The following is a 24,224-nucleotide window of genomic DNA, read 5'->3' on the forward strand; positions in this document are numbered from 1 at the left end:
CATCCCCTGCTGGCATTTTATGGAAACACTCGAACCGGTGGCTGTCGAGCCGCACGTGTGTGCCTGATCGGAGTGGCCTGTACGGTTAGTTCGTTAGCTCAAATTCGGATGCCAGAAGTTCATATCCAAGGCGCTGTGACGAGTCATAGCTCGCTATGGCGAAGAACAGCAACGCAGGATATGGACTTCTGGCGCCGAAGTTGACTAACAGAACTGACCACACAGGCCACCAGGGTCGGGCGGGAACGGAGCTTCCCCAGGCGGGCATTTGTAAATCGAACGAATCCGAGGGGAGACCCTAATGAATTACAACTGGGACTGGGGCGTGTTCTTCAAGTCCACCGGCGTGGGCAGCGAGATTTATTTCGACTGGTACCTCTCTGGCTTGGGCTGGACCATCGCCATCGCCGTCGCCGCCTGGATCATCGCGCTGCTGCTGGGCTCGATTCTGGGCGTCATGCGCACGGTGCCGAATCGCATCGTATCGGGCATCGCGACCTGCTACGTCGAACTCTTCCGTAACGTGCCGCTGCTGGTGCAGCTGTTCATCTGGTACTTCCTGGTACCCGACCTGCTGCCCGCGGACCTGCAAGAGTGGTACAAGCAGGACTTGAACCCGACCACTTCGGCCTTCCTCAGCGTCGTCGTCTGTCTGGGTCTGTTCACGACTGCCCGGGTTTGCGAACAAGTGCGCACCGGTATCCAGGCGCTGCCTCGCGGCCAGGAATCCGCAGCCCGTGCCATGGGTTTCAAGCTGCCACAGATCTACTGGAACGTGCTGCTGCCCCAGGCTTACCGGATCATCATTCCGCCGCTCACCTCGGAATTCCTGAACGTCTTCAAGAACTCGTCCGTCGCGTCGCTGATCGGCCTGATGGAGTTGCTCGCGCAGACCAAACAGACCGCCGAGTTCTCCGCCAACCTGTTCGAAGCCTTCACCCTGGCAACGCTGATCTACTTCACGCTGAACATGGGCCTGATGCTGCTGATGCGCGCGGTCGAGAAGAAAGTCGCCGTACCGGGCCTGATTTCCGTAGGGGGTAAATGATGGAATTCGACTTCACGGGCATCATTCCGTCCCTGCCGGGCTTATGGAACGGCATGGTCATGACCCTCAAACTGATGGTCCTGGGCGTGGTCGGCGGGATCATCCTCGGCACGCTCCTGGCTCTTATGCGCCTGTCCCCCAGCAAACTGCTGTCGAACATCGCCGGCGCCTACGTTAACTACTTCCGCTCGATCCCGCTGCTGCTGGTCATCACCTGGTTCTACCTGGCGGTGCCGTTCGTGCTGCGCTGGATCACCGGCGAAGACACTCCGATCGGCGCATTCGCCTCGTGCATCGTGGCCTTCATGATGTTCGAAGCGGCGTACTTCTGCGAAATCGTCCGGGCTGGTGTGCAGTCGATTCCCAAGGGCCAGATGGGCGCTGCCCAGGCCTTGGGCATGACGTATGGCCAGATGATGCGGTTGATCATCCTGCCGCAAGCGTTCCGCAAGATGACCCCGCTGCTGCTGCAACAGAGCATCATCCTGTTTCAGGACACTTCGCTGGTCTACGCGGTCGGTCTGGTGGATTTCCTCAATGCCTCGCGCGCCAGTGGCGACATCATCGGTCGCTCCAATGAGTTCCTGATCTTCGCAGGTCTCACGTACTTCACAATCAGCTTTGCCGCCTCGCTGCTGGTCAAGCGTCTGCAAAAAAGGTTTGCCGTATGATCTCTATCAAGAATGTCAACAAGTGGTATGGCGACTTCCAGGTACTGACTGACTGCAGCACCGAGGTCAAAAAAGGCGAAGTGATCGTGGTGTGCGGGCCGTCCGGCTCCGGCAAATCCACCCTGATCAAATGCGTCAACGCGCTGGAACCGTTCCAGAAAGGCGACGTGGTGGTCGATGGCACGTCCATCGCCGACCCGAAGACCAACCTGCCGAAACTGCGTTCACGCGTGGGCATGGTGTTCCAGCATTTCGAACTGTTCCCGCACCTGACCATCACCGAAAACCTGACCATCGCGCAGATCAAGGTGTTGGGCCGCAGCAAGGAAGAGGCCACCAAGAAAGGCCTGCAATTGCTTGAGCGCGTCGGGCTGTCTGCCCATGCGCATAAGCATCCGGGCCAGCTTTCCGGTGGTCAGCAACAGCGTGTAGCAATTGCCCGTGCGCTGGCGATGGACCCGATCGTCATGTTGTTCGACGAACCGACCTCGGCGCTGGACCCGGAAATGGTCAACGAAGTACTCGACGTGATGGTGCAACTGGCCCACGAAGGCATGACCATGATGTGCGTGACCCACGAAATGGGCTTCGCCCGTAAAGTGGCGGATCGGGTGATCTTCATGGACCAGGGCAAGATCATCGAAGACTGCAAGAAAGAAGAGTTCTTCGGCGACATCAACGCCCGCTCCGAGCGTGCGCAGCATTTCCTTGAGAAAATTCTGCAGCACTAAGCACCAGGCACCGCTCCCCAACTAATGTGGGAGCGGAATTGTGTGGGAGTGAACCGCTTTTCGTAGGAGCCAGGCTTGCCGGCGAAAGCGCACTTAAGGACGCCTTCGCCGGCAAGCCTGGCTCCTACAGGTCCGATCGGGCAAGCCCCCTCACCACAGACCACTCCCACAGGGGGTCAGTGGGAATATGGATATTTGTGTTGTGGTTGACCCAAGGCATCTGTGATGAAATGCGACTCCACCCTCTATCGCGCCGCGCCGCCATCACTCGCCGTGAAACCCCGTTTGATTCGCCATCTGTTCCTGCCGCCGCTGATCATCGCCCTGATGATCGGATTGGGTTATATCGGCTTCTGGGTCAGTGAACACTACGGAATTCGCAGCCTCAGCGAGAACGGCCAGCGTCAGCTGGAACTGCACGCCCGCGCCGTCGAAAGCGAGATCAGCAAATACACCTACCTGCCCAGCCTTTTGGAACTCGAATCCAGTGTTTCCAAGCTGTTGGCCGACCCGTCGCCGGAACACCGGCAGACAGTCAACGAATACCTTGAAGGCCTGAACCGGCGCAGCCGCAGTCGGGCCATTTATGTGATGGACACCACCGGCCGCGTACTGGCCACCAGCAACTGGCGCGATGTCGACAGTTATCTGGGCGAAGACCTGTCCTTCCGTGCCTATTTCCAGAACGCCGTGCGCGGTTACCCGGGGCGGTTCTACGGCATCGGCAGCACCAGTGGCGAACCCGGCTACTACCTGGCTCACGGTCTGGAAGAGCACGGCAAGATCATCGGCGTCGCGGTGGTCAAGGTTCGCCTCGAAGCCATGGAAGAACGCTGGCAGCGCGCGCGCCTGGAAGCGTTCGTCAGTGACGAAAACGGCATCATCATTCTCTCCAGCGATCCGGCGCGACGGCTCAAGTCCGTGTTGCCGTTGAGCGACGACACTAAGGAGCGTCTGGCCCGCAGCCTCCAGTATTACTGGTACCCGCTGAACGAACTGCAACCACTGGCGCGTGAACGACTGGCCGAAGGCGAGGAAAAACTGACCTTCCCCGCCAACAGTGAACTGGTGTCCGATGAAAAAGACATCAGCTACCTGTCGCAAACCCGGCCGCTGAGCGATACGCCATGGAACTTCACCCTGCTCACACCCCTGCAAGACCTGCGGCGTGAAGCGATCAATCAGGGAATTCTGGTGGCGGTGGCGTTTGCCCTGGTGGCGTTTCTGCTGATCGCCTGGAACGAGCGACGCAAGGTGATCGCCACCCGCCTCGCGGCACGGGAAGCCCTGCAGGAAGCCAACAATCAACTGGAGCGTCGGATTACCGAACGCACCACTGACCTGCGCGCCAGTAACGAACGGCTCAAGGGTCAGATTCGTGAACGCCGGCAGGCGGAAGAGACGTTGCGCCGGGCTCAGGATGAATTGGTGCAGGCCGGCAAGCTCGCCGCCATCGGCCAGATGTCCACCAGCATCGCCCACGAATTGAACCAGCCGCTGGCAGCATTGCGGACCTTGTCCGGCAATACCGTGCGCTTTCTGGAGCGTGGTCAGTTGGACGTGGCCAGCACCAACCTCAAGACCATCAATGAACTGATCGACCGCATGGGCAGGATTACCGCCAGCCTGCGTTCCTTCGCCCGGCGCGGTGATGACAAGGGCCAGGCCAGCCTCGGCAAAGCCGTGGACGCCGCCCTGCAATTGCTGGGCAGTCGTATGGAAAGCGCTCATCTGCAACTGCATCGCGACCTCACAGATGTACAGGTGCAGATCGACCAGACCCGTCTGGAGCAAATTCTGGTCAACCTGATCGGCAATGCGCTCGACGCCATGCAGTCGCAACCCCAACCGGCATTGTGGCTCGAAGGCGAGGCGTTCGACGGCAAGTATCGCCTGCGGGTACGCGACAATGGCCATGGCATCGATGTCGAAGCGCGCAAACATCTGTTCGAACCCTTCTTCACCACCAAACCCGGCGAACAAGGCCTGGGCCTGGGCCTGACCCTTTCAGCCAGCTTGGCCGCCGCCACTGGCGGGCATCTGGGGGTCGAGCACCCGGCCAGCGGTGGTACCACCTTCGTCCTCAGTTTACCGTTGGTAAGCCCCACTCCCGCCGAGCCAATATGAACAACGACCTCAGTGTGTTGATCGTCGAAGACGACCCCCATGTCCTGCTCGGTTGCCAGCAGGCGCTGACCCTGGAAGACATTCCCTGCGTGGGCGTCGGCAGCGCCGAAGAAGCGCTGGAGCGAGTCGGCGATAACTTCGCCGGCATCGTCATCAGTGACATCCGACTGCCGGGCATCGATGGCCTGGAACTGCTGACCCGGCTCAAGGCCCGCGATCGCAGCCTGCCGGTGGTGCTGATTACCGGCCACGGCGACATCTCCATGGCCGTCGGTGCGATGCAGAAAGGCGCCTACGATTTCATGGAGAAACCCTTCTCCCCCGAACGCCTGGTAGACGTCGCCCGCCGCGCGCTGGAGCAACGCAGCCTGGCGCGGGAAGTCTCGTCGTTACGTCGACAGCTTTTCGAGCGCGATTCCCTCGAAGGCCGGATCATCGGTCGCTCCCCCGCCATGCAGAACTTGCGGGAGTTGATCGCCAACGTCGCCGATACCTCAGCCAACGTGCTGATAGAAGGTGAGACCGGCACCGGTAAGGAACTGGTTGCGCGCTGCCTGCACGACTTCAGCCGCCGTCACACCAAACAGTTCGTTGCACTGAACTGTGGTGGCCTGCCAGAGAACCTGTTCGAAAGCGAAATCTTCGGCCACGAGGCCAACGCCTTCACCGGTGCCGGCAAGCGGCGGATCGGCAAGATCGAACACGCCGATGGCGGCACGCTGTTCCTCGACGAAGTGGAAAGCATGCCGCTGCCATTGCAGATCAAACTGCTGCGAGTGTTGCAGGAACGCACCCTCGAACGCCTGGGGTCAAACCAGAGCGTGGCGGTGGATTGCCGGGTGATCGCCGCGACCAAGTCTGATCTGGATGAATCGAGCAAGGCCGGCGAGTTTCGCAGCGACCTGTATTACCGACTGAACGTGGTGACCCTGGAACTGCCGCCGTTGCGCGAACGCCGCGAGGACATCCTGCAACTGTTCGAACACTTCTTGCAGCAGTCGTCCCTGCGCTTCGACCGCACCGCGCCAGAGCTGGATAACCAGACCCTGTCGACGCTTATGAGCCATGACTGGCCAGGCAACGTGCGTGAACTGCGCAACGTCGCCGAACGCTTTGCCCTCGGTTTGCCGGCGTTCAAAAAAACCGGCGCCAGTGGCAGCAATCAGGGCCTGGCCTTCGCCGAAGCGGTGGAAGCTTTCGAACGTAACCTGCTCAGTGATGCTTTGCAGCGCAGCGGTGGCAATCTGACCCAGGCCAGTCTGGAATTGGGCATGGCCAAGACCACGCTGTTCGACAAAGTGAAGAAATACGGGCTGAGCCACTAATGGATCTGATTTTCAAAGCTGCCCTGGGTGCGGCGGTGGTGGTGATCCTTGCCATGCTGGCGAAGACCAAAAACTATTACATCGCAGGCCTGGTGCCGTTGTTTCCGACCTTTGCGCTAATCGCTCATTACATCGTCGGCAAGGGCCGTTCGCTGGATGATCTGAAGACCACCATCGTGTTTGGCATGTGGTCGATCATTCCGTACTTCGTGTATCTGGCGACCTTGTATGTGATGGTCGACCGTATGCGGCTGGAGGCTTCGCTGGCAGTGGCGGCGGTGGCGTGGTTGATGGCGGCGACAGTGCTGGTTAGCGTTTGGGTTCGCGTCCACGGTTGACCGTTGTCCTCTGTGGCAAGGGAGGCTTGTGTGGCAAGGGGGCTTGTGTGGCGAGGGGGCTTGCCCCCGTTGGGTCGCGAAGCGCCCCCCTGCATTTCAAAGTTAAACCGCATGTAATGGGTTTACGACTGCTTCGCAGCCGAACGGGGGCAAGCCCCCTCGCCACACAAGCTCCCTCGCCACAAAAGCCCTGTGCGACTCAGATCAGCTCACCGTCCCGCCCTTCGCTTCACTCATGATCTGCCGAATCGCGCCGACAAACGCGTCCACCGGCTGTCCGCCACTGACGGCGTATTGCCCGTTGAACACCACCGTCGGCACTGAACTCACTCCGCGCGATAACCATAACTGCTCTTGCTCGCGAACCTCTTTGGCAAATTCGTCCGAAGCCAGAATCGCCTCGGCCCGCTGCCGATCCAGCCCCACGCTTTCAGCGAGCTGCGCCAACTGCAGGTGATCGGACGGATTGCCCCCTTCAGTGAAATACGCCTTGAACAACGCCTCTTTCAGGTTGAACTGCAACCCTTCCAGCCCCGCCCAGTGCAACAAGCGATGGGCATCGAAGGTGTTGTAGATACGGCTGTTGCCGTCCGTGCGAAAGGCAAACCCGACCTCGGCGCCGCGCGCGCGGATCATTTCGCGATTCTTCTGCGATTGCTCAGGGGTCGAGCCGTACTTTTCGCTGATGTGTTCGGTAATGTTCTGGCCTTCCGGGCTCATCTTCGGGTTCAGTTCGAACGGCTGAAAACGGATCTCGGCCTGGACCTCGTCACCCAGCAAATCCAGGGCCCAGGTCAGGCCGTACAGGCCGACGACGCACCAAGGGCAGGATACATCGCTGACGAAATCGATTTTCAGGGGGGTACTCATCACACACCTCGCAGGCTTGAATCGGGCCGGAAAGTTCAAACGATACACCAGGTGAGAGCACGCAGCAGATCACTTGTGGGAGCGGGCTTGCTCGCGAAGGCGTCGTGTCAGTCGACATCTGCTTTGACTGATGCACCGCATTCGCGAGCAAGCCCGCACACATTGGATTGGGGTGTTATAGAAGATTGTGTTCGGCCACTGGATCGATTTGTGCCCAGTGTGAGGTATCTTCTCGGTGGGCCTGCAAATACGGTAACACCGCCGCCAACAACGGCGCCTTGAACGCTTCCTGAAAACGATGGGCCAGGCCCGGAATCAACTTCAACTGACTGCCGCGAATGTGTGCCGCCAGGTGCACGCCATGCATCACCGGCAACAACGGATCGGCGGTGCCGTGAACCACCAGCGTCGGCACCCGCAGTTGGTTGAGCAACGCCACCCGGCTCCGTTCCGCAAGGATGGCCATGATCTGGCGCTTCACGCCTTCGGGGTTGAACGCCCGGTCATAAGACTGCGCCGCCTGCTGCAACAACACCTCTCGATCATCGCTCACCGTCGGGCTGCCCAGCGCCGCCAGCAGGTCGGCCTGTTGCTCCAGGGCAATTTCGCGATTCGGCGCACCACGGCGCGCAAGCAACTGCACTAACGCCGCACTCGGCGCCGGCAAGCCTTCGGCGCCAGAGCTGGTCATCAGCAAGGTCAGGCTCTCGACACGCTCTGGCGCCATGGCCGCCATATGCTGGGCGATCATCCCCCCCATGCTCGCGCCCAGCACGTGGAACTGCTCGAGGTGCAACGCATCCATCAGTCCAAAGGCATCGTCAGCCATGTCGGTCAGGGTGTATGGCGCCGACACCGGCAAACCGAGTTTGTAGCGCAGCACTTCGAAGGTCAGGTTGGCGTCGACAGGCATTTGCCGCCAAGTAGACAGACCGACATCGCGATTGTCATAGCGAATCACCCGGAAACCCTGCTGACACAGCGCAACCACTACCTCGTCCGGCCAGTGAATCAACTGCCCACCCAGGCCCATCACCAGCAGCAACGCTGGATCCGAGGCACGGCCGATGCTCTGGTACGCCAGGCTCACCTGATCCAGATCGACCCGCTCGGTCGGAACATTGACATCGCAGCGCGAAGCCGCCAGGGACGACAGGCTGAACAATAAAGCGGCCAGAAAAGTGGCCGTCGATAAAAACAAGGCACGCATGAAAAACACCGAAACGCAGAACTCCAGTAGAGCGCGAGTCTGATGAAGTTTGTTCAAGCGCGCTGCCACAGTTACGTGACAGTTTGATGAAGAGTGCTGAACGGTCATATCCGAGACCGAGTTATCGTTCATCGCGAGCAAGCTCGCTCCCACAGGATTGATGCCGAACACAAAATCTGTGATCGGCCCCTACCCTTTGGGAGCGAGCTTGCTCGCGATGGCGTCCGGGCAAACGCCGCAGGAGGTTAAGCCAGCTGACTACGCAACTGCCGCGCCGCCGCCACCATGTTCACCAACGCCGCCTCAGTCTCCGGCCACGCGCGAGTCTTCAACCCGCAATCGGGATTGACCCACAGTCGCTCGGCCGGAATCCGTTTAACGGCTTTGCTCATCAACTTGACCATCTCGGCCGTGTCCGGCACCCGTGGCGAATGAATGTCGTAGACGCCCGGGCCAATGTCGTTCGGGTAGTCGAAGGCCTCGAAGGCTTCCAACAGTTCCATGTCCGAACGCGAGGTTTCGATGGTGATCACGTCGGCGTCCATGGCGGCGATGGACTGGATCACGTCATTGAATTCGCTGTAGCACATGTGGGTGTGGATCTGGGTTTCGTCACGCACACCGGACGCGCTCAGGCGGAAGGCTTCCACCGCCCAGTCGAGGTATTCCTGCCATTGCGCCCGACGCAGCGGCAGCCCTTCGCGGAACGCGGCTTCGTCGATCTGCACGATCTTGATGCCGGCGTTTTCCAGGTCGACCACTTCGTCACGCAGAGCCAAGGCCAGCTGCTGCGCCTGGATTTTGCGCGAGACGTCTTCGCGGGGGAACGACCACATCAACATGGTCACGGGACCGGTGAGCATGCCTTTCATGACCTTGTCGGTCAGGCTTTGTGCGTACGTGATCCAGTCGATGGTCATGGCATTCGGGCGGCTCAGGTCGCCATAGATGATCGCCGGTTTCACACAGCGCGAACCGTAGCTCTGAACCCAGCCGAAACGGGTGAACAGGTAGCCGTCCAGTTGCTCGGCGAAGTACTCGACCATGTCATTGCGTTCGGCTTCACCGTGCACCAGCACGTCCAGACCCAGACGCTCCTGGACTTGCACGGTGTGGCGGATTTCGCTGTGCATGGCATCGGTGTAGTCGTTGGCCGACAGCTTGCCTTGCTTGAAGGCTTGCCGCGCCAAACGGATCGAACCGGTCTGCGGAAACGAGCCGATGGTGGTGGTCGGGAACGCCGGCAACTTCAGGCGTGCGCGCTGCTGCTCGATACGGCTGGCAAACGGCGAATGGCGTTGGCTGTCTGCGGCGCTGATCGCTGCGATACGCGACTGCACTTCGGCCTTGTGAATGCGTGGTGACCGGGCGCGGCTGGCCTGAATCACACGGCTTTGGGCCAGGGCAGCTTGCACTTTGGGTGCTTGCGGGTCGTTCAGGGCATCGCGCAGCACGGCAATTTCACCGCACTTTTGTACCGCGAAGGCCAGCCAGCTTTTCAGTTCCGGATCGAGTTTGTCTTCGCGATCCAGGTCCACCGGGCTGTGCAGCAACGAGCAGGAACTGCTGACCCACAGGTTGTCGCCAAAACGTTCCTGCGCCGGTTGCAGTTGCGCGAGGACGTGCTCCAGTTCGCAACGCCAGACGTTGCGGCCGTTGACCAGGCCTACGGAGAGAATCTTGTAGGTCGGCAGACGATCCAGCACTTGGCCGAGTTGATCCGGGGCGCGCACGGCGTCGATGTGCAAACCTTGCACCGGCAGGCTGACAGCCAGACCGAGGTTGTCTTCCAGGCCACTGAAGTAGGTCGCCACGAGTTTTTTCAGCGGCGAGTACTGGAGGATGTGATAAGCGCGTTCGAAGGCATTTTTCCAGGCTTGTGGCAGGTCGAGGGTCAGGATCGGTTCATCGATCTGCACCCACTCCACGCCTTGTGCTGCCAGGCGACCGAGTATTTCGCCGTAGATCGGCAGCAGGCGCTCCAGCAGGTCGAGTTTGTCGAAGTCGTTGCCATCGCCCTTGGATTTGCCCTTGCCCAGCCACAGGTAAGTCAAAGGACCGATGATCACCGGTTTGACGTTATGCCCCAGCGCTTTGGCTTCGTCGACTTCGTCGAACAGCTGTTCCCAGCTCAACTTGAACTGTTGGTCAGCGGTGAATTCCGGGACCAGGTAGTGGTAGTTGGTGTCGAACCACTTGGTCAGTTCCTGAGCGTATTGCGCTTGGGTGTGTTCACCGCCGCAGCAGGCTGCGGTAGCACCACGGGCCATGGCGAACAACGTGTCCAGAGTCGGCAGGCCGTTGGCATCCTTGGCACTGTCGAAGCGCTCGGGGATCACGCCGAAGGTCAGGGAATGGGTCAGCACCTGGTCGTACCAGGCGAAGTCGCCCACCGGCAGCAGGTCGATGCCGGCGTCTTTCTGCAACTGCCAGTGGGTGGCACGCAGTTGGCGGCCGACGCTTTTCAATGCGCCCTGATCGAGATCGCCCTTCCAGTAGGATTCGAGGGCTTTTTTCAATTCGCGGTCAGCGCCGATGCGCGGAAAACCAAGTGTGTGGGCCAAGGCCATGGTGAGATTCCTCCCTGTAAAAGATGGCCCTATTGTCGACAGTCGAGCCAACATGAGACAAACTCAACCTTTTCGTGTTGATCACAAATTTTCCTCATGGAGCCCCCGGTGCTTGAAATCCGTCACCTGAAGACCCTGCACGCCTTGCGCGAAGCCGATAGCCTGGTGGATGCGGCCGACCGCCTGCACCTGACGCAGTCAGCACTGTCCCATCAGTTCAAGGAACTGGAGGAGCGCATGGGCATGCCGCTGTTCGTGCGCAAGACCAAACCGGTGCGCTTCACCAGCGCCGGGCTGCGCCTGCTGCAACTGGCTGATGCCACACTGCCGCTGTTGCGTGGCGCAGAGCGCGACATCGCGCGGCTGGCCGGCGGTACCGCGGGGCGTTTGCACATGGCGATCGAGTGCCACAGTTGCTTCCAGTGGCTGATGCCGACCATCGACCAGTTCCGCGATGCCTGGCCGGAAGTCGAACTGGACCTGGCCTCGGGGTTCTCCTTCGCCCCACTGCCGGCGCTGGCACGTGGGGATCTGGATTTGGTGGTGACGTCCGATCCGCTGGAACTGGCCGGGATCACCTATGTGCCGCTGTTCACCTATGAAGCCATGCTCGCGGTGGCTAACCAGCACCGCTTGGCGAGCAAGCCGTACATCGTGCCCGAAGATTTGCTTACGGAGACCTTGATCACTTACCCGGTGGAGCGCGATCGGCTGGACATCTTCACCCGCTTCCTGGAACCGGCCGACATCGAACCGGCCCAGGTGCGCACGTCGGAACTGACGGTGATGATGATGCAACTGGTGGCCAGTGGTCGTGGCGTCTGCGGCATGCCCCATTGGGCGCTGCATGAATACAGTTCACGGGGTTATGTGAAGGCCAAGCGACTGGGGGAAAAAGGCTTGTTTGCAACGCTGTATGCCGGGATTCGCGCCGACATGCTGGATGCGCCCTACATGCGCGACTTCCTGCTGACGGCCAAGGACACGTCGTTTTCGACGCTGGATGGCGTCAGCGCTGTCCGCTGAACCTCTCAATGAAGAAACACGGAACACTGTGGGAGCGGGCTTGCTCGCGAAAGAGGCCGGCCCATCCACCACAACAGCCCTATGCCAAAGGCTCAGCGGTGAGCTCGCGCCACATATGGATCTTGTCGAAGTAGTCCTCCCCTACCCGCATAGCCAACGGTTCAAGGCCGAACTGCACGAAGCCACAACGCTGATACAGCCTGAATGCGGCTTCGTTGCCGGCGGTGACGGTCAGCTGAATCAGCCGCAGGCCCTGGTGAGTCTGCGCTTCGGTCAACGCTGCCTGAACCAGTTGATAACCAAGTCCGCGCTGGCGAAACTCGCCCGAAACGTACATGCCAAACAGCATGGCCTTGTGCCGGGCCTTTTCCCGGGGTTCGAAGGCCAGGCCGACGATACCCGCCAATTTTCCGTCCTCGAACGCACCGAACACAACATCCAGCTTGCCGGTCAGGCGCGACTCCCACCAACCCAGCGGCATGGTGGCACGCTCGCGCACGCTGGAGGTGAAGGCCTGGGGATGCAGGTCGTAGGCTTCGAGCATCAGCGCCCGGTAGTCGAGGGCGTGACTGGCATCCAGCCGTTCGATCCACATGCTCAAGCCGTCCTGCGTTGCTCAAGCATCAACCGCAGCGCCAGGCCACCGAGCACAAAGCCCATGAAGTAACGCTGCATCGCCAGCCAGTTCGGGTTGTTGACGAACCAGGAAGCGAGGCCCGCGGCGAACAGCGCGATCAGCAGGTTGACACTGAAGCTCACGCTGATCTGGGTCAGGCCGAGGATGATGCTCTGGGTGAACACCGAACCGTGCTCAGGAGTAATGAACTGCGGAAACACCGAAAGGTAAAACACTGCAATCTTCGGGTTCAGCGCGCTGGTGAGAAAGCCCATGGTGATCAGCTTGCGGGACGAATCCGCCGGCAGCTGCTGCGCCTCGAACGGCGAACGCGCACCGGGCTTCACCGCTTGCCAGGCCAGCCACAGCAGATACAGCGCGCCGGCCCACTTCAACACTTCGTAGGCCACCGGCACTGCCAGAAACACCGCGGTCAAACCCGCTGCAGCAGCGAACAGGTGCACTAGAAACCCCGCGACCACGCCCAGCAACGACGTCACCCCGGCCTTGCGTCCCTGGCAGATTGAACGAGAAATCAGGTAGATCATGTTCGGTCCGGGCGTGAGCACCATCAACAGCGCCGCAGCGGCGAAAATCAGCAAGTCTTGAAGCGGGATCATGGGCATTCTCCGTCCTTGGACGATCAGGCGGTTTCGATCAGTGAAGCTCGATAAAACGGCAGGATCAGGTCCCGTGTCAATGGCGCCAGAGTGACATCGCCGTCGGTGGCCGGATCGAGCCAGCGCACCTCTTCAATCTCCGCCGCCGGGGAGACGTGCGAATCGATGGTCAGTTGAAAGAGTTCGGCCTGTACGACAAAACCCGGCTCATTGGCGGCCGGTGCCGAGAATTGGCCCAGGTAAGCGGCGTGCGCCGGATCGATAACCAGCCCCAATTCCTCTTCCAGCTCACGGGCGAGAGCGTGGATCGGCTGCTCATGGGCCTCAATCTTGCCCCCCGGCTGCATGAACGCCTCGGTGCCGCGTTTGCGGACCAGCAGGGTGCGACCGTCAGGGCCGATCAGCAGGGCAGCGGCAATGCGGATGAGGCGGGGCGAAGCAGCGGATGAAAGCGTCATGGATCAGGATTGGCCTTGGGTAAGAGCAGCAAGGATCACATAAGCGCCGGTTCTTCGTCACGCCGAAAAAATCTCCGCAGCCCTCCCTGTAGGAGCGAGGCTTGCCCGCGAAGAACGATGACGCGTAATACCTGAAAAACCGCGGTGCATTCTTCGCGGGCAAGCCTCGCTCCTACAGGTTATGCGTCTTTACTTACGGCCTGAAGACTCAACTCGTCTCGAGAAGTGCGCCCTCCACTTCCTCCGGCACTTTCACAAAAATGCTGTACTTGGCCCCTTCCATCGCCTCGAAAGCGATCAGCTTTTCCACCAGCGGCCCATTCAACTCCTTGCCGGCATTGAGCAGCAGCATGCCATTGTCGGCATTCAGGTTGCGCGCCAGGATCATGCCCGCTACCAGATCCCGGGTGGTCAGCACCTTGACCGTCGGATCGGCCAGTGTCACATCGCTCAGGTAAGCGGCGCAGACCTGAATGAAATCCTCCACCAGCTCCGGGTCGTAGAGTCGACCGGCGTACTGGCGGATATACACCAGGGCTTCATCGCTGTTCATCTGCCGTTCGAGGATCAACCCGCGCTGCAACTCGATGAAATCCACCGCCAGTTTCAGCAACCGCGAACCGAACGGAATCGCCTCGCCCTTGAGCCGATCAGGAAAGCCGCTGCCGTCCCAACGCTCCTGGTGATGCAGGATCAGCCGGGCGGCATCCTTCATCGGGTCGAGCGTCATCAGCAGCGACTCACTCTGCTTCGGGTAACCCCGATAGCGCTCGCGGTCATTGTGATGCAGCAGGTCCGAGGGCGTGCTCATCATGCTGTCGGTCCAGCTCAACTTGCCGATGTTGTAGAGCGCCGCCGCCATGGTCAGGTCACGACTGGTGCCTTCGTCCAGGCCATGGAGTTTGCAGTACACCCGCACCAGTTCGATGATCTGCCGGTTGGTCTGCTTGGCAGGCGGCAGGCGCAGGTTGGCCAGCAACGAAAACACTTCCGTGCCGGTGACATAGCTGCGTTTGAGCTCTTCGTAGGCCAGGTCGAGCATGTCGGCGGTCTGTTGCAGCTCGCTGGTGCGGGCCGCGACGTGTTTTTCCAGGGTGGCGTTGAGCTGCTTCAATTTCTCGTTCTGATCCCACGTCTCCTGCACCAGACGCAAGCGTTCACGCTCGGAATGCTGATAGGCGAGTGATTGGCGCAACGCCAGCAGCATTTCCTCATCGTGCCAGGGCTTGCTGATGTACCGGTGAATCTGCCCTTCATTGATGGCCTTGATAATGGCCGACGGATCGGCATAACCAGTCAGCATGATCCGGGTGGTGTCTGGGTAGTGCTGATGGATGTGAGCCAGCAGCGTGGCGCCATCCATATTGGGCATGCGCGCGTCACTCATCACCAGGTCGATCGGCTGCCGCGCCATGATCTCCAGGGCCTGGGCGCCGCTGGTGGCCAGCAACACCTCGTAGGGCTGGCCGCGCAGCAGGCGGCGCAGGCTGTTGAGAATCGACTCCTCATCGTCGACCAGTAGTAATTTGGGTTTATCGGTCACAGTCGTGGGGAGTTGCTCTTCCATGGCATTACCTCAAGTGAAACGGGTGTCTATATCGCGCGCGGGGCAAACGTCCAGACGTTCCCACGCCTGACTTACAGGCTAGATGATTTTCAGCCCGACCCCGGAAATGATTCGTTTCAGTCGACCGGGCGGATTTCTGGCCTGGCGACTATGCTCTGATGACTCGGATCCAGAACGATACCCGCTCCAACCAGTGATCAGGGAAGGGATACCCTCTATGAGCTCGTCGCCCCAAACTGCTGTCGGTACAGGCGCATGTCAGTGAATACGCGGCTTGCGCGGACTAATCGCCGGGTTCTCATTGTCGACGACACCGCATCGATCCATGAGGATTTCTCCAAGATTCTCAGCCCGCCATCGATCGAAGACGACAGCCTGTCCAGTACCGAAAACACCCTGTTCGGAACCTCGGTGTCGGTATCACCGCAAGGTTTCGTCATCGATTCGGCGTTTCAGGGCCGCGAAGCGCTGGACAAGGTCGAGACCGCACTGGCGAATGACTCGCCCTATGCGATGGCCTTCATCGACATGCGCATGCCGCCGGGCTGGGATGGCCTGGAAACCATCGAACGCCTGTGGCAAGTCGATCCCAAGCTGCAAGTGGCGCTCTGCACCGCGTATTCCGACTATTCCTGGGAAGACATCGACGAGCGCCTGGAACTGGGCGATCGCCTGCTTATCCTGAAAAAACCCTTCGATGCCATCGAAATCCGCCAGATGGCCAGCGCGTTGACCGCCAAGTGGCAAATGACCGAAGACGCGGCGCTGAAGATGTCCTTGCTTGAGCAAGCGGTCGAAGAGCGCACCCGGGAGCTGTCCGATGCCAACATCATCGTGCAGAACAGCCCCACCATTTTGTATCGGTTGCGGGGCGAACCGTCATTTCCGTTGATGTACATCTCCCACAACATCACCAAATACGGGCACATCGCGGCGGCTCTGGTGGCTTCGTCCAACTGGGCTCAGGAGCTGATCCATCCCGACGATCAATCGAAAGTCGACACTGCCATGGCCCGGGTGCTGGATCGCCATGCAGCCGGCGCTTCCATCGAGTTCCGGCTGCGCACCGGCGACGGAGCCTGGCGCTGGGTCGAAAACCGCTATATCCCGGTGCGCGACAATGAGGGCCGCTTGCTGGAGGTCGAAGGCATCATCATCGACATCACCGAGCGCAAACTGGCCGAAGAAAAAATCGCCCTGCTGGCCCGCACCGACGGGCTGACAGGGCTGGCCAACCGCGCGACGCTGATCGAGCGGCTGCATCAGGCGTTCGCCGCCGCCCGTCGCGGGGCCACACCGTTCGCCATGTTTTACCTGGACCTGGATCATTTCAAACGCATCAACGATACCCTGGGCCACCCGGTGGGCGATCTATTGTTGCAGGAGGTCGCCCGACGCATCAAAGCCTGCGTGCGGGAAAACGACGTGGTCGCCCGCCTGGGTGGCGACGAGTTCTCGATACTGCAGCTGGATGTCAGCGATCCGACCCACTCCGCGGCCCTGGCCGCCAAGGTCCGTGATGCACTGGTGCTGCCCTACTCCCTGGCCGGCAATGATGTGCGGGTGTCGGTCAGCATCGGCATCAGCAGCTACGCCCCGATCAGTCTCAGCGCCGACAGTCTGTTGACCCAGGCTGATATGGCGCTGTATCGCTCCAAGGAAAAGGGCCGCAACCAGTACCACTTCCACTCCGAGGAGATCAATCAGGAAGTGGTCGAGCGCATGACCATCGCCAACGACTTGAAAAAGGCCATCGAACACGACGAACTCGAACTGAGTTACTGGCCGGAAGTGGACTTGAGCAGTGGCAAGATCCTTGGCATGGAAGCGCAGCTCAGCTGGAACCACCCCTTGCGCGGTTTGCTGGAAGCCCAGGCGTTTCTGCCCGCGGCGGAAAAAACCGGCATCATCGTCGCCCTCGGTCATTGGGTGCTGGAGCACGCTTGTCGGCAAATGCGCCAGTGGCGCGACGAAGGCATGGCGCCACCGGTGGTGGCGATAAAGCTCTCCCTGGCCCAGCTCAAGAGTGGTCCCGAGCTGATCTATGACGTGTTGCGTACCACCGCACGCTGGGAGCTGTGCCCATGGGACCTGCGCTTCGACGTCACCGAAGCGACCCTGGCCCAGACCAAGTGGACGCACAACGATGTACTGCCGCGTCTGCGGGAGCTGGGGGTGAAGATCGCCATCGACGACTTCGGCACCGAATACTCTTCATTCGACTACCTCAAGACTTACCAGGTCAATCATCTGAAACTCGCTCAGGCGTTCATCGACACCGCCGCCCACGACCCGGCCAGTGCCAACACCTTGCGGGCCATCATCAATTTCGCCCGCGACGTCGGGATCGGCATCATCGCCGAAGGCGTCGAAACCCAGGAGCAGCTCACTGCACTGATGGCCACCGGCTCACCGATGAACGCACAGGGCTACTACTTCAGCAAAGCCGTCAGCAGCCAGCAGGCCGCCGAACTGCTGAAGGCCGGAAGCATCGTGCACGCGGACCATGGTCCCGGAACACTGCCGGGAGATTCGCGACGTGCCACGGAGGACAAGGAATGAAGACCTCGTTCGTCCAGGCCAATCGGCGCATCCTGATCATCGACGACACGCCCTCGATCCATCAGGATTTTCGCAAAATCCTCGGCGCCGATACCGACGACGAACAAACCCTGGCCGGTACTGAAGCAGCGCTGTTCGGCACCACCCGGCAGCCGGCTCGGCCGACATTTCAGCTCGACTCCGCCTATCAGGGCCAGGAAGCGCTCGAACTGGTCAATCGCGCCCTGGCCGAAGGCCGCCCTTATGCCCTGGCGTTTACCGACATGCGCATGCCGCCAGGCTGGGACGGTCTGGAAACCATCGAACGGCTCTGGAAGGTTGATCCTCACCTGCAAATCGCGTTGTGCACGGCCTTTTCCGATTACACCTGGGAAGCCATAGCCGAACGGCTGGAATTCGGTGATCAGTTACTGGTGCTGAAAAAACCCTTCGACAGTCTGGAAATCCGCCAGATGGCCAGCGCCTTGACCTGGAAGTGGCAGATGGCGCAAGACGCGGCGATGAAAGTGCAGAGCCTGGAGCAAACCATCGAAGCCCGGGTCCACGAACTGCTCAAGGTGTCTCATCTGTTGCAGTACGACGTGTTGACCGAGCTGCCCAACAGCACCTTGCTGGGTGACCGGCTGAACCAATCCCTTGCCCTGTCCAGGCGCCATGACAAACAACTGGCCGTGATGTTTCTGGGGCTCGATCGCTTCAAGCGCATCAACAACGCCTTGGGTCACCCGACCGGTGACGAGATGCTCAAGCGTGTCGGGCAAAACCTGGTCGCCAACGTGCGCGCGTCCGACTCGGTATTTCGCTACGGCTCCGATGAATTTGTGGTGATCCTGGCTGACATCCACCACCCCCAACAGACCAAGGGCATCGCCGAAAAGCTCTTGAACGCCATACGGGCACCCCAGCACATCGCCGGCCACGACCTGAGCGTGACGGCCAGCCTGGGCATCAGCATCTATCCCGATGACGGTTTCGATGCCATCGCACTGATCAAGAAAGCCGAAACCGCCATGCGTAACGTCAAGGAAAGCGGCCCGAACGATTTCAGCTTTTTCATCGATGAGATGAACCAGCGCGCCCGGGAACAGCAGACCATCGAGTCGGGCATTCGCCTGGCGCTGGAACGGGACGAATTTGTTCTGCACTACCAGCCCAAACTCGACCTGGGCAGTGGCAAGGTGGTCGGTGCCGAGGCGTTGATCCGCTGGAAAAAACCGGGGCAAGGCTGGATCTACCCTACAGACTTCATCGGCGTGGCCGAAGACAGCGGCTTGATCGTGCCGTTGAGCAAATGGGTGCTGGCTCAAGCCTGTCGACAAGCCTGCGCCTGGCAAGCGAACGGTCTGCCGAAGCTTTGTATGTCGGTGAACGTGTCAGCCATCGATTTCCGCCAGCGGGATTTTGTCGAGGGCATCGAACAGATACTCGAGCAAACCGGTATGGAACCTGCCTTACTGGAGCTGGAAATCACCGAAGGCGTATTGATGCAGAACGTCGATGCCACAATGCTCGCGCTGAACCGGCTCAAGGCATTGGGCGTGCGACTGGCCATCGATGACTTCGGCACCGGCTATTCCAGCCTGAGTTATTTGCAACGGTTTCCCATCGATGTGCTGAAAATCGACCAGTCGTTCATTCGTGGCCTGAGCCGTGACAGCAATGACGCGGCGCTGGTCAGCGCCATCATCAGCCTGGGCAGGAGCCTCAAACTGACCGTCATTGCCGAAGGGGTGGAAACCCTCGAACAACTGAATTTTCTCAAGGCCCTCCAGTGCGAGGAAGGCCAGGGCTACTATTTCAGCAAAGCCGTGGAGCCGGATGCCTTCGTGCAATACCTGATGTCCGTGCAGCCCGCGCCATCCGCCGCCACATGAACGATGTGTAACGACACACAGGCCCCTGCACCAAGGAATCATAAGATGTCGCGCTCCTTCTATTACCTGCTCCTGGTGCCTCTGTTCGGATTTTGTCTGGCAGCCAACGGCGAACCGCTCAACGAACCGCTCAAACCCTTGCCCGCGGTACCCCAGCAGAATCCCTTGCAAATCGAACTCGGTCGCCGCTTGTTCAACGAACCACGCCTGTCGGTCAATAACAGCCTGTCCTGCGCCAGTTGTCATCGGCTGGAAATCGGAGGCGCCGACGACAAGGCGTTGTCTATCGGCTTCAACGGCGCGCCCTTGACGATCAATACCCCCAGCGTGTTCAACTCAAGTCTGAACTTCCGGCAATTCTGGAACGGCCGCGCCGACACCCTGGAAACGCAAGCCCATGAAGTGGTGCAGAGCCCCAGCGAAATGGGCAGTCATTGGGAGCATGTGGTCGAGGTGCTGTCCACCGACCCGGCTTACAAAAGCGCTTTCGCCAAGGCCTACCCGGACGGCGTGACCATGGACAATGTGCAAAACGCCCTGGCCACCTACGAACGCACGTTGCTCAGCGCCAACTCGCGTTTCGACCAATACCTGCTGGGCAATACCGAGATTCTCAGCATCGAAGAGAAGTACGGTTACCAACGCTTCAAGGACTATGGCTGTATCGCCTGCCACCAAGGGGTGAACATCGGCGGCAACATGTTCCAGAAGTTCGGGGTCATGGGCGATTACTTCCAGGTTCGAGGCAATCCCACCGAAGCCGATCTGGGCCGTTACCTGGTCACCAAGGCTGAAGAGGACCGCAATGTGTTCAAGGTGCCGAGCCTGCGCAATGTCGCCGTGACGCCACCGTACTTTCACGACGGCTCGGCAAAAACCCTCGAAGAAGCGGTCGACGTCATGTTCAAGTTCCAGCTCGGTCGTGTGCCCTCTGACAAGGACAAGACCTTGATCATCAAATTCCTCAAGACCCTGACCGGTGAGTGGGGAGGCAAACCTCTATGAAAACGTATCACCGTCGCAACCTGGCATTACTCAGTGGCGTGGCCTTGCTGCTGGCCTCGACGCTGCTGTTCCTGTACCTCAAATCAAGCTCCGACCAGAACTCGACTTACGCCGAGTCCCGGGACCTGATCGGGCGGATCAAACAGTTCAACGCGCAGTGGGAAACCGAGATTCTCAAGGCCAGGATTGCCATCAGTAACAACTACGATCCGCTGGTGGCACCGCTGAGCGAGATGACACGCCTGTGGGAGCGGTTCGAGAGCATGGAGTCCAACCACGGCCGCAACTCGCCCATCTGGCATGCCAGAAATGATGCGTACCACGCCGCCATTCAGGAAAAAACCCGGCTGGTGGAGCAGTTCAAATCCCATAATGCGGTGCTGCGCAACTCACTGGCGTTTTTGCCCACTGCCGAAGACGACATCCAGGAACCGCTTGCCCAACTGGTCGATGGAGACAAGCTGCAACTTCAAAACATTGCCACCGACACCTACGACTTGCTGCTCAGCAGCCTGGAGTTCGCCCAGGTCGCCTCTGATGACAAAGCGGCCGATATTCTGCTGGGGCTAAACAAACTGGGGGTGAACAAACAGCGATTGCCGGAGCAGTTCCACAGCCCGATCGATATTTTGAGTAACCACATCGCGCTGATCCTGCGTGAACAACCGGCGGTCAATCGGTTGCTGGAAAACATCGAAGCGATTCCCGTGGCCGAACGGCTGGACGACATTACCGATCTGCTGAACAACGATCAGCAACAAGCCGATGCAGCCAACCGGCGCTACCACTTCTACATGCTGGTGTTTTCGACGCTGTTGGTGTTGGTGCTGGTGTACCTGGCGACTCGCCTGATGCGCAGCTTCGGGGAGATCAATCGGGTCAACAAGGAACTGCAAACCGCCAACGACGTCCTCGAGCAACGGGTCGAAGAGCGCACTCGCCAACTCAAGGACACCCAGAGCGAATTGCTCGACACCGCGCGCCAGGCCGGCATGGCCGAAATCGCCACCAACGTGCTGCACAACGTTGGCAATGTGCTCAACAGCGTGAACATCTCTGCCGACCTGGTCACCCGTAAACTGCGTAGCAGCAAGGCCCAGGGGCTCGGCAAGGCGATGCAACTGATCAATCAACATCAAAGCGACCTGGGCACCTTTCTGACCCTGGACGAGAAAGGAAAACTGCTGCCCGGCTACCTGAATCAACTGGTGGACGCCATTGCCCTCGAACAGCAAGGCATGACCGACGAACTCGCCCAACTGAGCAAAAGCGTCGACCACATCAAGGACATCGTCGCCACCCAGCAGTCCTACGCGGGCGCCAACAGCCTGATGGAACCGTTGTACATCAAAGAATTGCTCGAAGACGCCCTGCGCATGAACGCCGGCGCCCTGACCCGGCATCAAGTCACGGTGATCAAGGAGTATGGTGACGTACCACAAGTCATGGGCGACAAGCACCGTTTGCTGCTGATCCTGATCAACCTGATCAGCAACGCCAAATACGCCATGTCCGACCTCAGCAATCGCCCGCGGCAAATGACCCTTGGGGTAAAAGTCGTCGACGACACGATCCTGCAAATCAGCGTCAAGGATGACGGCGAAGGCATTGCACCGGAGAACATGACGCGGATCTTTGCCCACGGTTTCACGACCCGCAAGGAAGGTCACGGCTTTGGCCTGCACAGCTGTGCCCTGGCCGCGATCGAGATGAACGGCCATCTCACCGCCCACAGCGACGGGCCGGGCAAGGGTGCCCTGTTTACCTTGCAGATCCCACTGAGCACCGTCATGGAGGAAGCATGAGCGATCTTTCCAACCGACGTATTCTGCTGATCGACGACACACCGTCCATCCATGAAGACTTTCGCAAGATCCTCACCCCAACTTCGTCGCAACATCTGGAGCTGGATGAGATGGAGGCCGCACTGTTCGGCAGTGAAGTGAAATCCGCCAGCGCTCTGTTCGAACTGGATTCGGCTTATGGCGGCCAGGAGGGGCTGGGCAAACTGATCCAGGCATTGAAGGAAAACCGCCCTTACGCCTTGGCCTTCGTCGACATGCGCATGCCTGAGGGCTGGGACGGTGCACAGACCATCGAACACCTGTGGCAGGAAGACCCGCAACTGCAAGTGGTGGTATGCACCGCCTATTCCGACTATTCCTGGGATGAACTGCTGGACCGCTTGCAGGCCCACGATCGCCTGCTGATCCTGAAAAAACCGTTCGATAACATTGAAGTCCAGCAGATGGCCAACACCCTTCTCACCAAATGGGACATGACCGAACGGGCCTCCATTCAGATGAGTCACCTGGAGCATCTGGTGGACCAGCGAACGGCCCAGTTCAAGCAGGCCAGCGAGGCGTTACAACGGGAAATCGATGAGCGTAAGCAACTGGAAAGCCAGTTGGTACAGTCGGAAAAACTCGCCTCTCTGGGGCAACTGGCGGCGGGCGTCGCCCATGAAATCAATAACCCCATCGGCTTCATTTCCTCCAACCTTGGCGCCCTCGATGGCTACTTCAAGCAACTGCAGGAAATGCTCGATGCCTATCAGGGAGCGGAAGAGGCGATTGCTTCAAGCGAGGTCATCGACCGTCTCGGCCAGCTGCGCGAACGGGTCGAACTGGACTTTCTGCGCGAAGACATTCCACTGCTGATCAAGGAATCCAAGGACGGGATCAATCGGGTCGGGCAGATCGTCAAAGACCTGAAGGACTTCTCCCGCGTGGACTCCAATCAGGAATGGCAGTGGGCCAATCTGCACCAGGGCATCGAGTCGACGCTGAACATCGTCGCCAATGAACTCAAGTACAAGGCCGATGTGGTGAAAGAGTATCAAGACCTGCCCGACATCGAATGCCTGCCTTCGCAAATCAATCAGGTGATCATGAACCTGATCGTCAACGCTTCTCAGGCCATGGGAACGAAACGGGGCACCATTACGCTGCGCACCGGGCTTGAAGGCGAAACGGTGTCGATCGAGGTCGAGGACACGGGATCAGGCATCGAACCGGACAGCCTGCAAAAAATATTCGACCCGTTCTTCACCACCAAACCGTTGGGCCAGGGGACAGGGCTTGGGTTGTCCCTGTCCTATGGCATCGTGAAAAAACACCAGGGCGATATTACGGTACGTAGCGAAGTCGGGGTGGGCACCACGTTTCGGGTCCGGTTACCGGTGCGCCAGACAAAAACAGCGGCCTGAACACCTGGCAAAATGTGGGAGCGGGCTTGCTCGCGAAGGCGGTGTGTCAGACAACTCATATGTTGAATGTGAGTCCGCATTCGCGAGCAAGCCCGCTCCCACAGGGATTAATGTCGATCACAAATGTTTGATGCTCAGCGGTTGCTCCAGCAACGAAATCGCCCGTAAGCTGGAAATCTCTGTCGAAACCGTGAAAGTCCATAAGAAACACCCGTACAGCAAGCTGGGGATCAAATCCCGACCCGAGCTGTTTTCGTTATTTCTCCAGGCGCAGAATGCCTGACGCCCTGTGCTAACACCGGAGATCTCTGTGGCGAGGGAGCTTGCTCCCGCTGGATCGCGAAGCGATCCCAAAACAGGCAATGCGTTCAGTCAGACAAATCCCGTCAGTAGGTTTT

General features: G+C 59.6%; 19 protein-coding genes and 1 pseudogene. 13 read left to right on the forward strand and 7 right to left on the reverse strand.

The window, feature by feature from the left end; translation table 11 throughout:
* Positions 1 to 301: 301 nt before the first annotated feature.
* The 6 genes from ACA044_RS24385 to ACA044_RS24410 all read left to right on the forward strand — a co-directional run bounded on the left by ACA044_RS24385 (position 302) and on the right by ACA044_RS24410 (position 6,240).
* Positions 302 to 1,048: an amino acid ABC transporter permease gene (locus ACA044_RS24385; protein WP_497443641.1), complete on the forward strand. Its 747-nt coding sequence runs from the start codon at positions 302 to 304 to the stop codon at positions 1,046 to 1,048.
* The gene (locus ACA044_RS24390) at positions 1,048 to 1,719 is read left to right on the forward strand and encodes an amino acid ABC transporter permease (protein ID WP_497447297.1); all 672 of its coding nucleotides are present in this window, start codon (positions 1,048 to 1,050) and stop codon (positions 1,717 to 1,719) included. Before ACA044_RS24385 ends, ACA044_RS24390 begins: the two co-directional genes overlap by 1 nt.
* A complete protein-coding gene (locus tag ACA044_RS24395; RefSeq protein ID WP_497443642.1) occupies positions 1,716 to 2,450 on the forward strand; it encodes an amino acid ABC transporter ATP-binding protein in 735 nt (244 codons plus the stop codon). Before ACA044_RS24390 ends, ACA044_RS24395 begins: the two co-directional genes overlap by 4 nt.
* A 225-nt stretch (positions 2,451 to 2,675) precedes the next feature.
* Complete coding sequence (gene aauS, locus ACA044_RS24400; protein WP_497443643.1) at positions 2,676 to 4,577, forward strand: two-component sensor histidine kinase AauS; 1,902 nt, start codon at positions 2,676 to 2,678, stop codon at positions 4,575 to 4,577.
* A complete protein-coding gene (gene aauR / locus ACA044_RS24405; RefSeq protein WP_497443644.1) occupies positions 4,574 to 5,902 on the forward strand; it encodes a two-component response regulator AauR in 1,329 nt (442 codons plus the stop codon). Before aauS ends, aauR begins: the two co-directional genes overlap by 4 nt.
* Before the next feature lie 8 nt (positions 5,903 to 5,910).
* Entirely contained in the window at positions 5,911 to 6,240 is a 330-nt protein-coding gene (locus ACA044_RS24410; RefSeq protein ID WP_210645385.1) for a GlpM family protein, read from the forward strand.
* Positions 6,241 to 6,444: 204 nt separating this feature from the next.
* Here ACA044_RS24410 and ACA044_RS24415 read toward each other — a convergent pair whose 3' ends face one another.
* From ACA044_RS24415 to metE, 3 genes are all read right to left on the reverse strand, one after another.
* The gene (locus ACA044_RS24415; protein ID WP_497443645.1) at positions 6,445 to 7,110 is read right to left on the reverse strand and encodes a DsbA family oxidoreductase; all 666 of its coding nucleotides are present in this window, start codon (positions 7,108 to 7,110) and stop codon (positions 6,445 to 6,447) included.
* Between the two features lie 175 nt (positions 7,111 to 7,285).
* Complete coding sequence (locus ACA044_RS24420) at positions 7,286 to 8,320, reverse strand: alpha/beta fold hydrolase (RefSeq protein ID WP_497447298.1); 1,035 nt, start codon at positions 8,318 to 8,320, stop codon at positions 7,286 to 7,288.
* Positions 8,321 to 8,565: 245 nt separating this feature from the next.
* Positions 8,566 to 10,890 (reverse strand): 5-methyltetrahydropteroyltriglutamate--homocysteine S-methyltransferase, encoded by a 2,325-nt coding sequence (gene metE / locus ACA044_RS24425; RefSeq protein ID WP_497443646.1) that lies wholly within the window; start codon positions 10,888 to 10,890, stop codon positions 8,566 to 8,568.
* A gap of 108 nt (positions 10,891 to 10,998) precedes the next feature.
* On the opposite strand from metE, the gene metR reads away from it, so the two are divergent.
* Positions 10,999 to 11,916, forward strand: coding sequence for a transcriptional regulator MetR (metR, locus tag ACA044_RS24430; RefSeq protein ID WP_258616935.1), 918 nt, complete (start codon positions 10,999 to 11,001; stop codon positions 11,914 to 11,916).
* Positions 11,917 to 11,995: 79 nt separating this feature from the next.
* Here metR and ACA044_RS24435 read toward each other — a convergent pair whose 3' ends face one another.
* The 4 genes from ACA044_RS24435 to nosR all read right to left on the reverse strand — a co-directional run bounded on the left by ACA044_RS24435 (position 11,996) and on the right by nosR (position 15,177).
* Positions 11,996 to 12,511 (reverse strand): GNAT family N-acetyltransferase, encoded by a 516-nt coding sequence (locus tag ACA044_RS24435; RefSeq protein ID WP_497443647.1) that lies wholly within the window; start codon positions 12,509 to 12,511, stop codon positions 11,996 to 11,998.
* A gap of 2 nt (positions 12,512 to 12,513) precedes the next feature.
* Positions 12,514 to 13,152, reverse strand: coding sequence for a LysE family translocator (locus tag ACA044_RS24440; RefSeq protein WP_497443648.1), 639 nt, complete (start codon positions 13,150 to 13,152; stop codon positions 12,514 to 12,516).
* 23 nt (positions 13,153 to 13,175) lie between these two features.
* Positions 13,176 to 13,610: an NUDIX hydrolase gene (locus ACA044_RS24445; protein WP_497443649.1), complete on the reverse strand. Its 435-nt coding sequence runs from the start codon at positions 13,608 to 13,610 to the stop codon at positions 13,176 to 13,178.
* 208 nt (positions 13,611 to 13,818) lie between these two features.
* Positions 13,819 to 15,177, reverse strand: coding sequence for a response regulator c-di-GMP phosphodiesterase, NosR family (gene nosR, locus ACA044_RS24450; protein WP_497443650.1), 1,359 nt, complete (start codon positions 15,175 to 15,177; stop codon positions 13,819 to 13,821).
* 255 nt (positions 15,178 to 15,432) lie between these two features.
* On the opposite strand from nosR, the gene ACA044_RS24455 reads away from it, so the two are divergent.
* The 6 genes and pseudogenes from ACA044_RS24455 to ACA044_RS24480 form a co-directional block, all read left to right on the forward strand.
* The gene (locus tag ACA044_RS24455) at positions 15,433 to 17,739 is read left to right on the forward strand and encodes an EAL domain-containing protein (protein ID WP_497443651.1); all 2,307 of its coding nucleotides are present in this window, start codon (positions 15,433 to 15,435) and stop codon (positions 17,737 to 17,739) included.
* Entirely contained in the window at positions 17,736 to 19,613 is a 1,878-nt protein-coding gene (locus tag ACA044_RS24460) for a GGDEF/EAL domain-containing response regulator (RefSeq protein WP_497443652.1), read from the forward strand. Before ACA044_RS24455 ends, ACA044_RS24460 begins: the two co-directional genes overlap by 4 nt.
* 45 nt (positions 19,614 to 19,658) lie before the next feature.
* On the forward strand, positions 19,659 to 20,618 hold the full coding sequence (locus ACA044_RS24465; RefSeq protein WP_497443653.1) for a cytochrome-c peroxidase: 960 nt from the start codon (positions 19,659 to 19,661) through the stop codon (positions 20,616 to 20,618).
* Positions 20,615 to 22,423, forward strand: coding sequence for a DAHL domain-containing sensor histidine kinase (locus tag ACA044_RS24470; protein ID WP_497443654.1), 1,809 nt, complete (start codon positions 20,615 to 20,617; stop codon positions 22,421 to 22,423). Before ACA044_RS24465 ends, ACA044_RS24470 begins: the two co-directional genes overlap by 4 nt.
* Positions 22,420 to 23,826 carry an ATP-binding protein gene (locus tag ACA044_RS24475; RefSeq protein ID WP_497443655.1) on the forward strand — a complete coding sequence of 469 codons (1,407 nt, stop codon included), beginning with the start codon at positions 22,420 to 22,422 and terminating at the stop codon, positions 23,824 to 23,826. Before ACA044_RS24470 ends, ACA044_RS24475 begins: the two co-directional genes overlap by 4 nt.
* Positions 23,827 to 23,953: 127 nt before the next feature.
* Positions 23,954 to 24,109 (forward strand): annotated as a pseudogene (locus tag ACA044_RS24480) (response regulator transcription factor); the annotation flags it as partial.
* Positions 24,110 to 24,224 lie beyond the last annotated feature (115 nt).

This window comes from Pseudomonas sp. LBUM1673 (assembly GCF_059695645.1).

Bases quoted from the DNA above. Each gene is read 5' to 3' on its own strand.
- ACA044_RS24385 (WP_497443641.1), top strand. From the start codon at position 302: ATGAATTACAACTGGGACTGGGGCGTGTTCTTCAAGTCCACCGGCGTG.
- ACA044_RS24390 (WP_497447297.1), top strand. From the start codon at position 1,048: ATGGAATTCGACTTCACGGGCATCATTCCGTCCCTGCCGGGCTTATGG.
- ACA044_RS24395 (WP_497443642.1), top strand. From the start codon at position 1,716: ATGATCTCTATCAAGAATGTCAACAAGTGGTATGGCGACTTCCAGGTA.
- aauS (WP_497443643.1), top strand. From the start codon at position 2,676: ATGAAATGCGACTCCACCCTCTATCGCGCCGCGCCGCCATCACTCGCC.
- aauR (WP_497443644.1), top strand. From the start codon at position 4,574: ATGAACAACGACCTCAGTGTGTTGATCGTCGAAGACGACCCCCATGTC.
- ACA044_RS24415 (WP_497443645.1), bottom strand. From the start codon at position 7,110: ATGAGTACCCCCCTGAAAATCGATTTCGTCAGCGATGTATCCTGCCCT.
- ACA044_RS24420 (WP_497447298.1), bottom strand. From the start codon at position 8,320: ATGCGTGCCTTGTTTTTATCGACGGCCACTTTTCTGGCCGCTTTATTG.
- metE (WP_497443646.1), bottom strand. From the start codon at position 10,890: ATGGCCTTGGCCCACACACTTGGTTTTCCGCGCATCGGCGCTGACCGC.
- ACA044_RS24435 (WP_497443647.1), bottom strand. From the start codon at position 12,511: ATGTGGATCGAACGGCTGGATGCCAGTCACGCCCTCGACTACCGGGCG.
- ACA044_RS24440 (WP_497443648.1), bottom strand. From the start codon at position 13,152: ATGATCCCGCTTCAAGACTTGCTGATTTTCGCCGCTGCGGCGCTGTTG.
- ACA044_RS24445 (WP_497443649.1), bottom strand. From the start codon at position 13,610: ATGACGCTTTCATCCGCTGCTTCGCCCCGCCTCATCCGCATTGCCGCT.
- nosR (WP_497443650.1), bottom strand. From the start codon at position 15,177: ATGGAAGAGCAACTCCCCACGACTGTGACCGATAAACCCAAATTACTA.
- ACA044_RS24455 (WP_497443651.1), top strand. From the start codon at position 15,433: ATGTCAGTGAATACGCGGCTTGCGCGGACTAATCGCCGGGTTCTCATT.
- ACA044_RS24460 (WP_497443652.1), top strand. From the start codon at position 17,736: ATGAAGACCTCGTTCGTCCAGGCCAATCGGCGCATCCTGATCATCGAC.
- ACA044_RS24465 (WP_497443653.1), top strand. From the start codon at position 19,659: ATGTCGCGCTCCTTCTATTACCTGCTCCTGGTGCCTCTGTTCGGATTT.
- ACA044_RS24470 (WP_497443654.1), top strand. From the start codon at position 20,615: ATGAAAACGTATCACCGTCGCAACCTGGCATTACTCAGTGGCGTGGCC.
- ACA044_RS24475 (WP_497443655.1), top strand. From the start codon at position 22,420: ATGAGCGATCTTTCCAACCGACGTATTCTGCTGATCGACGACACACCG.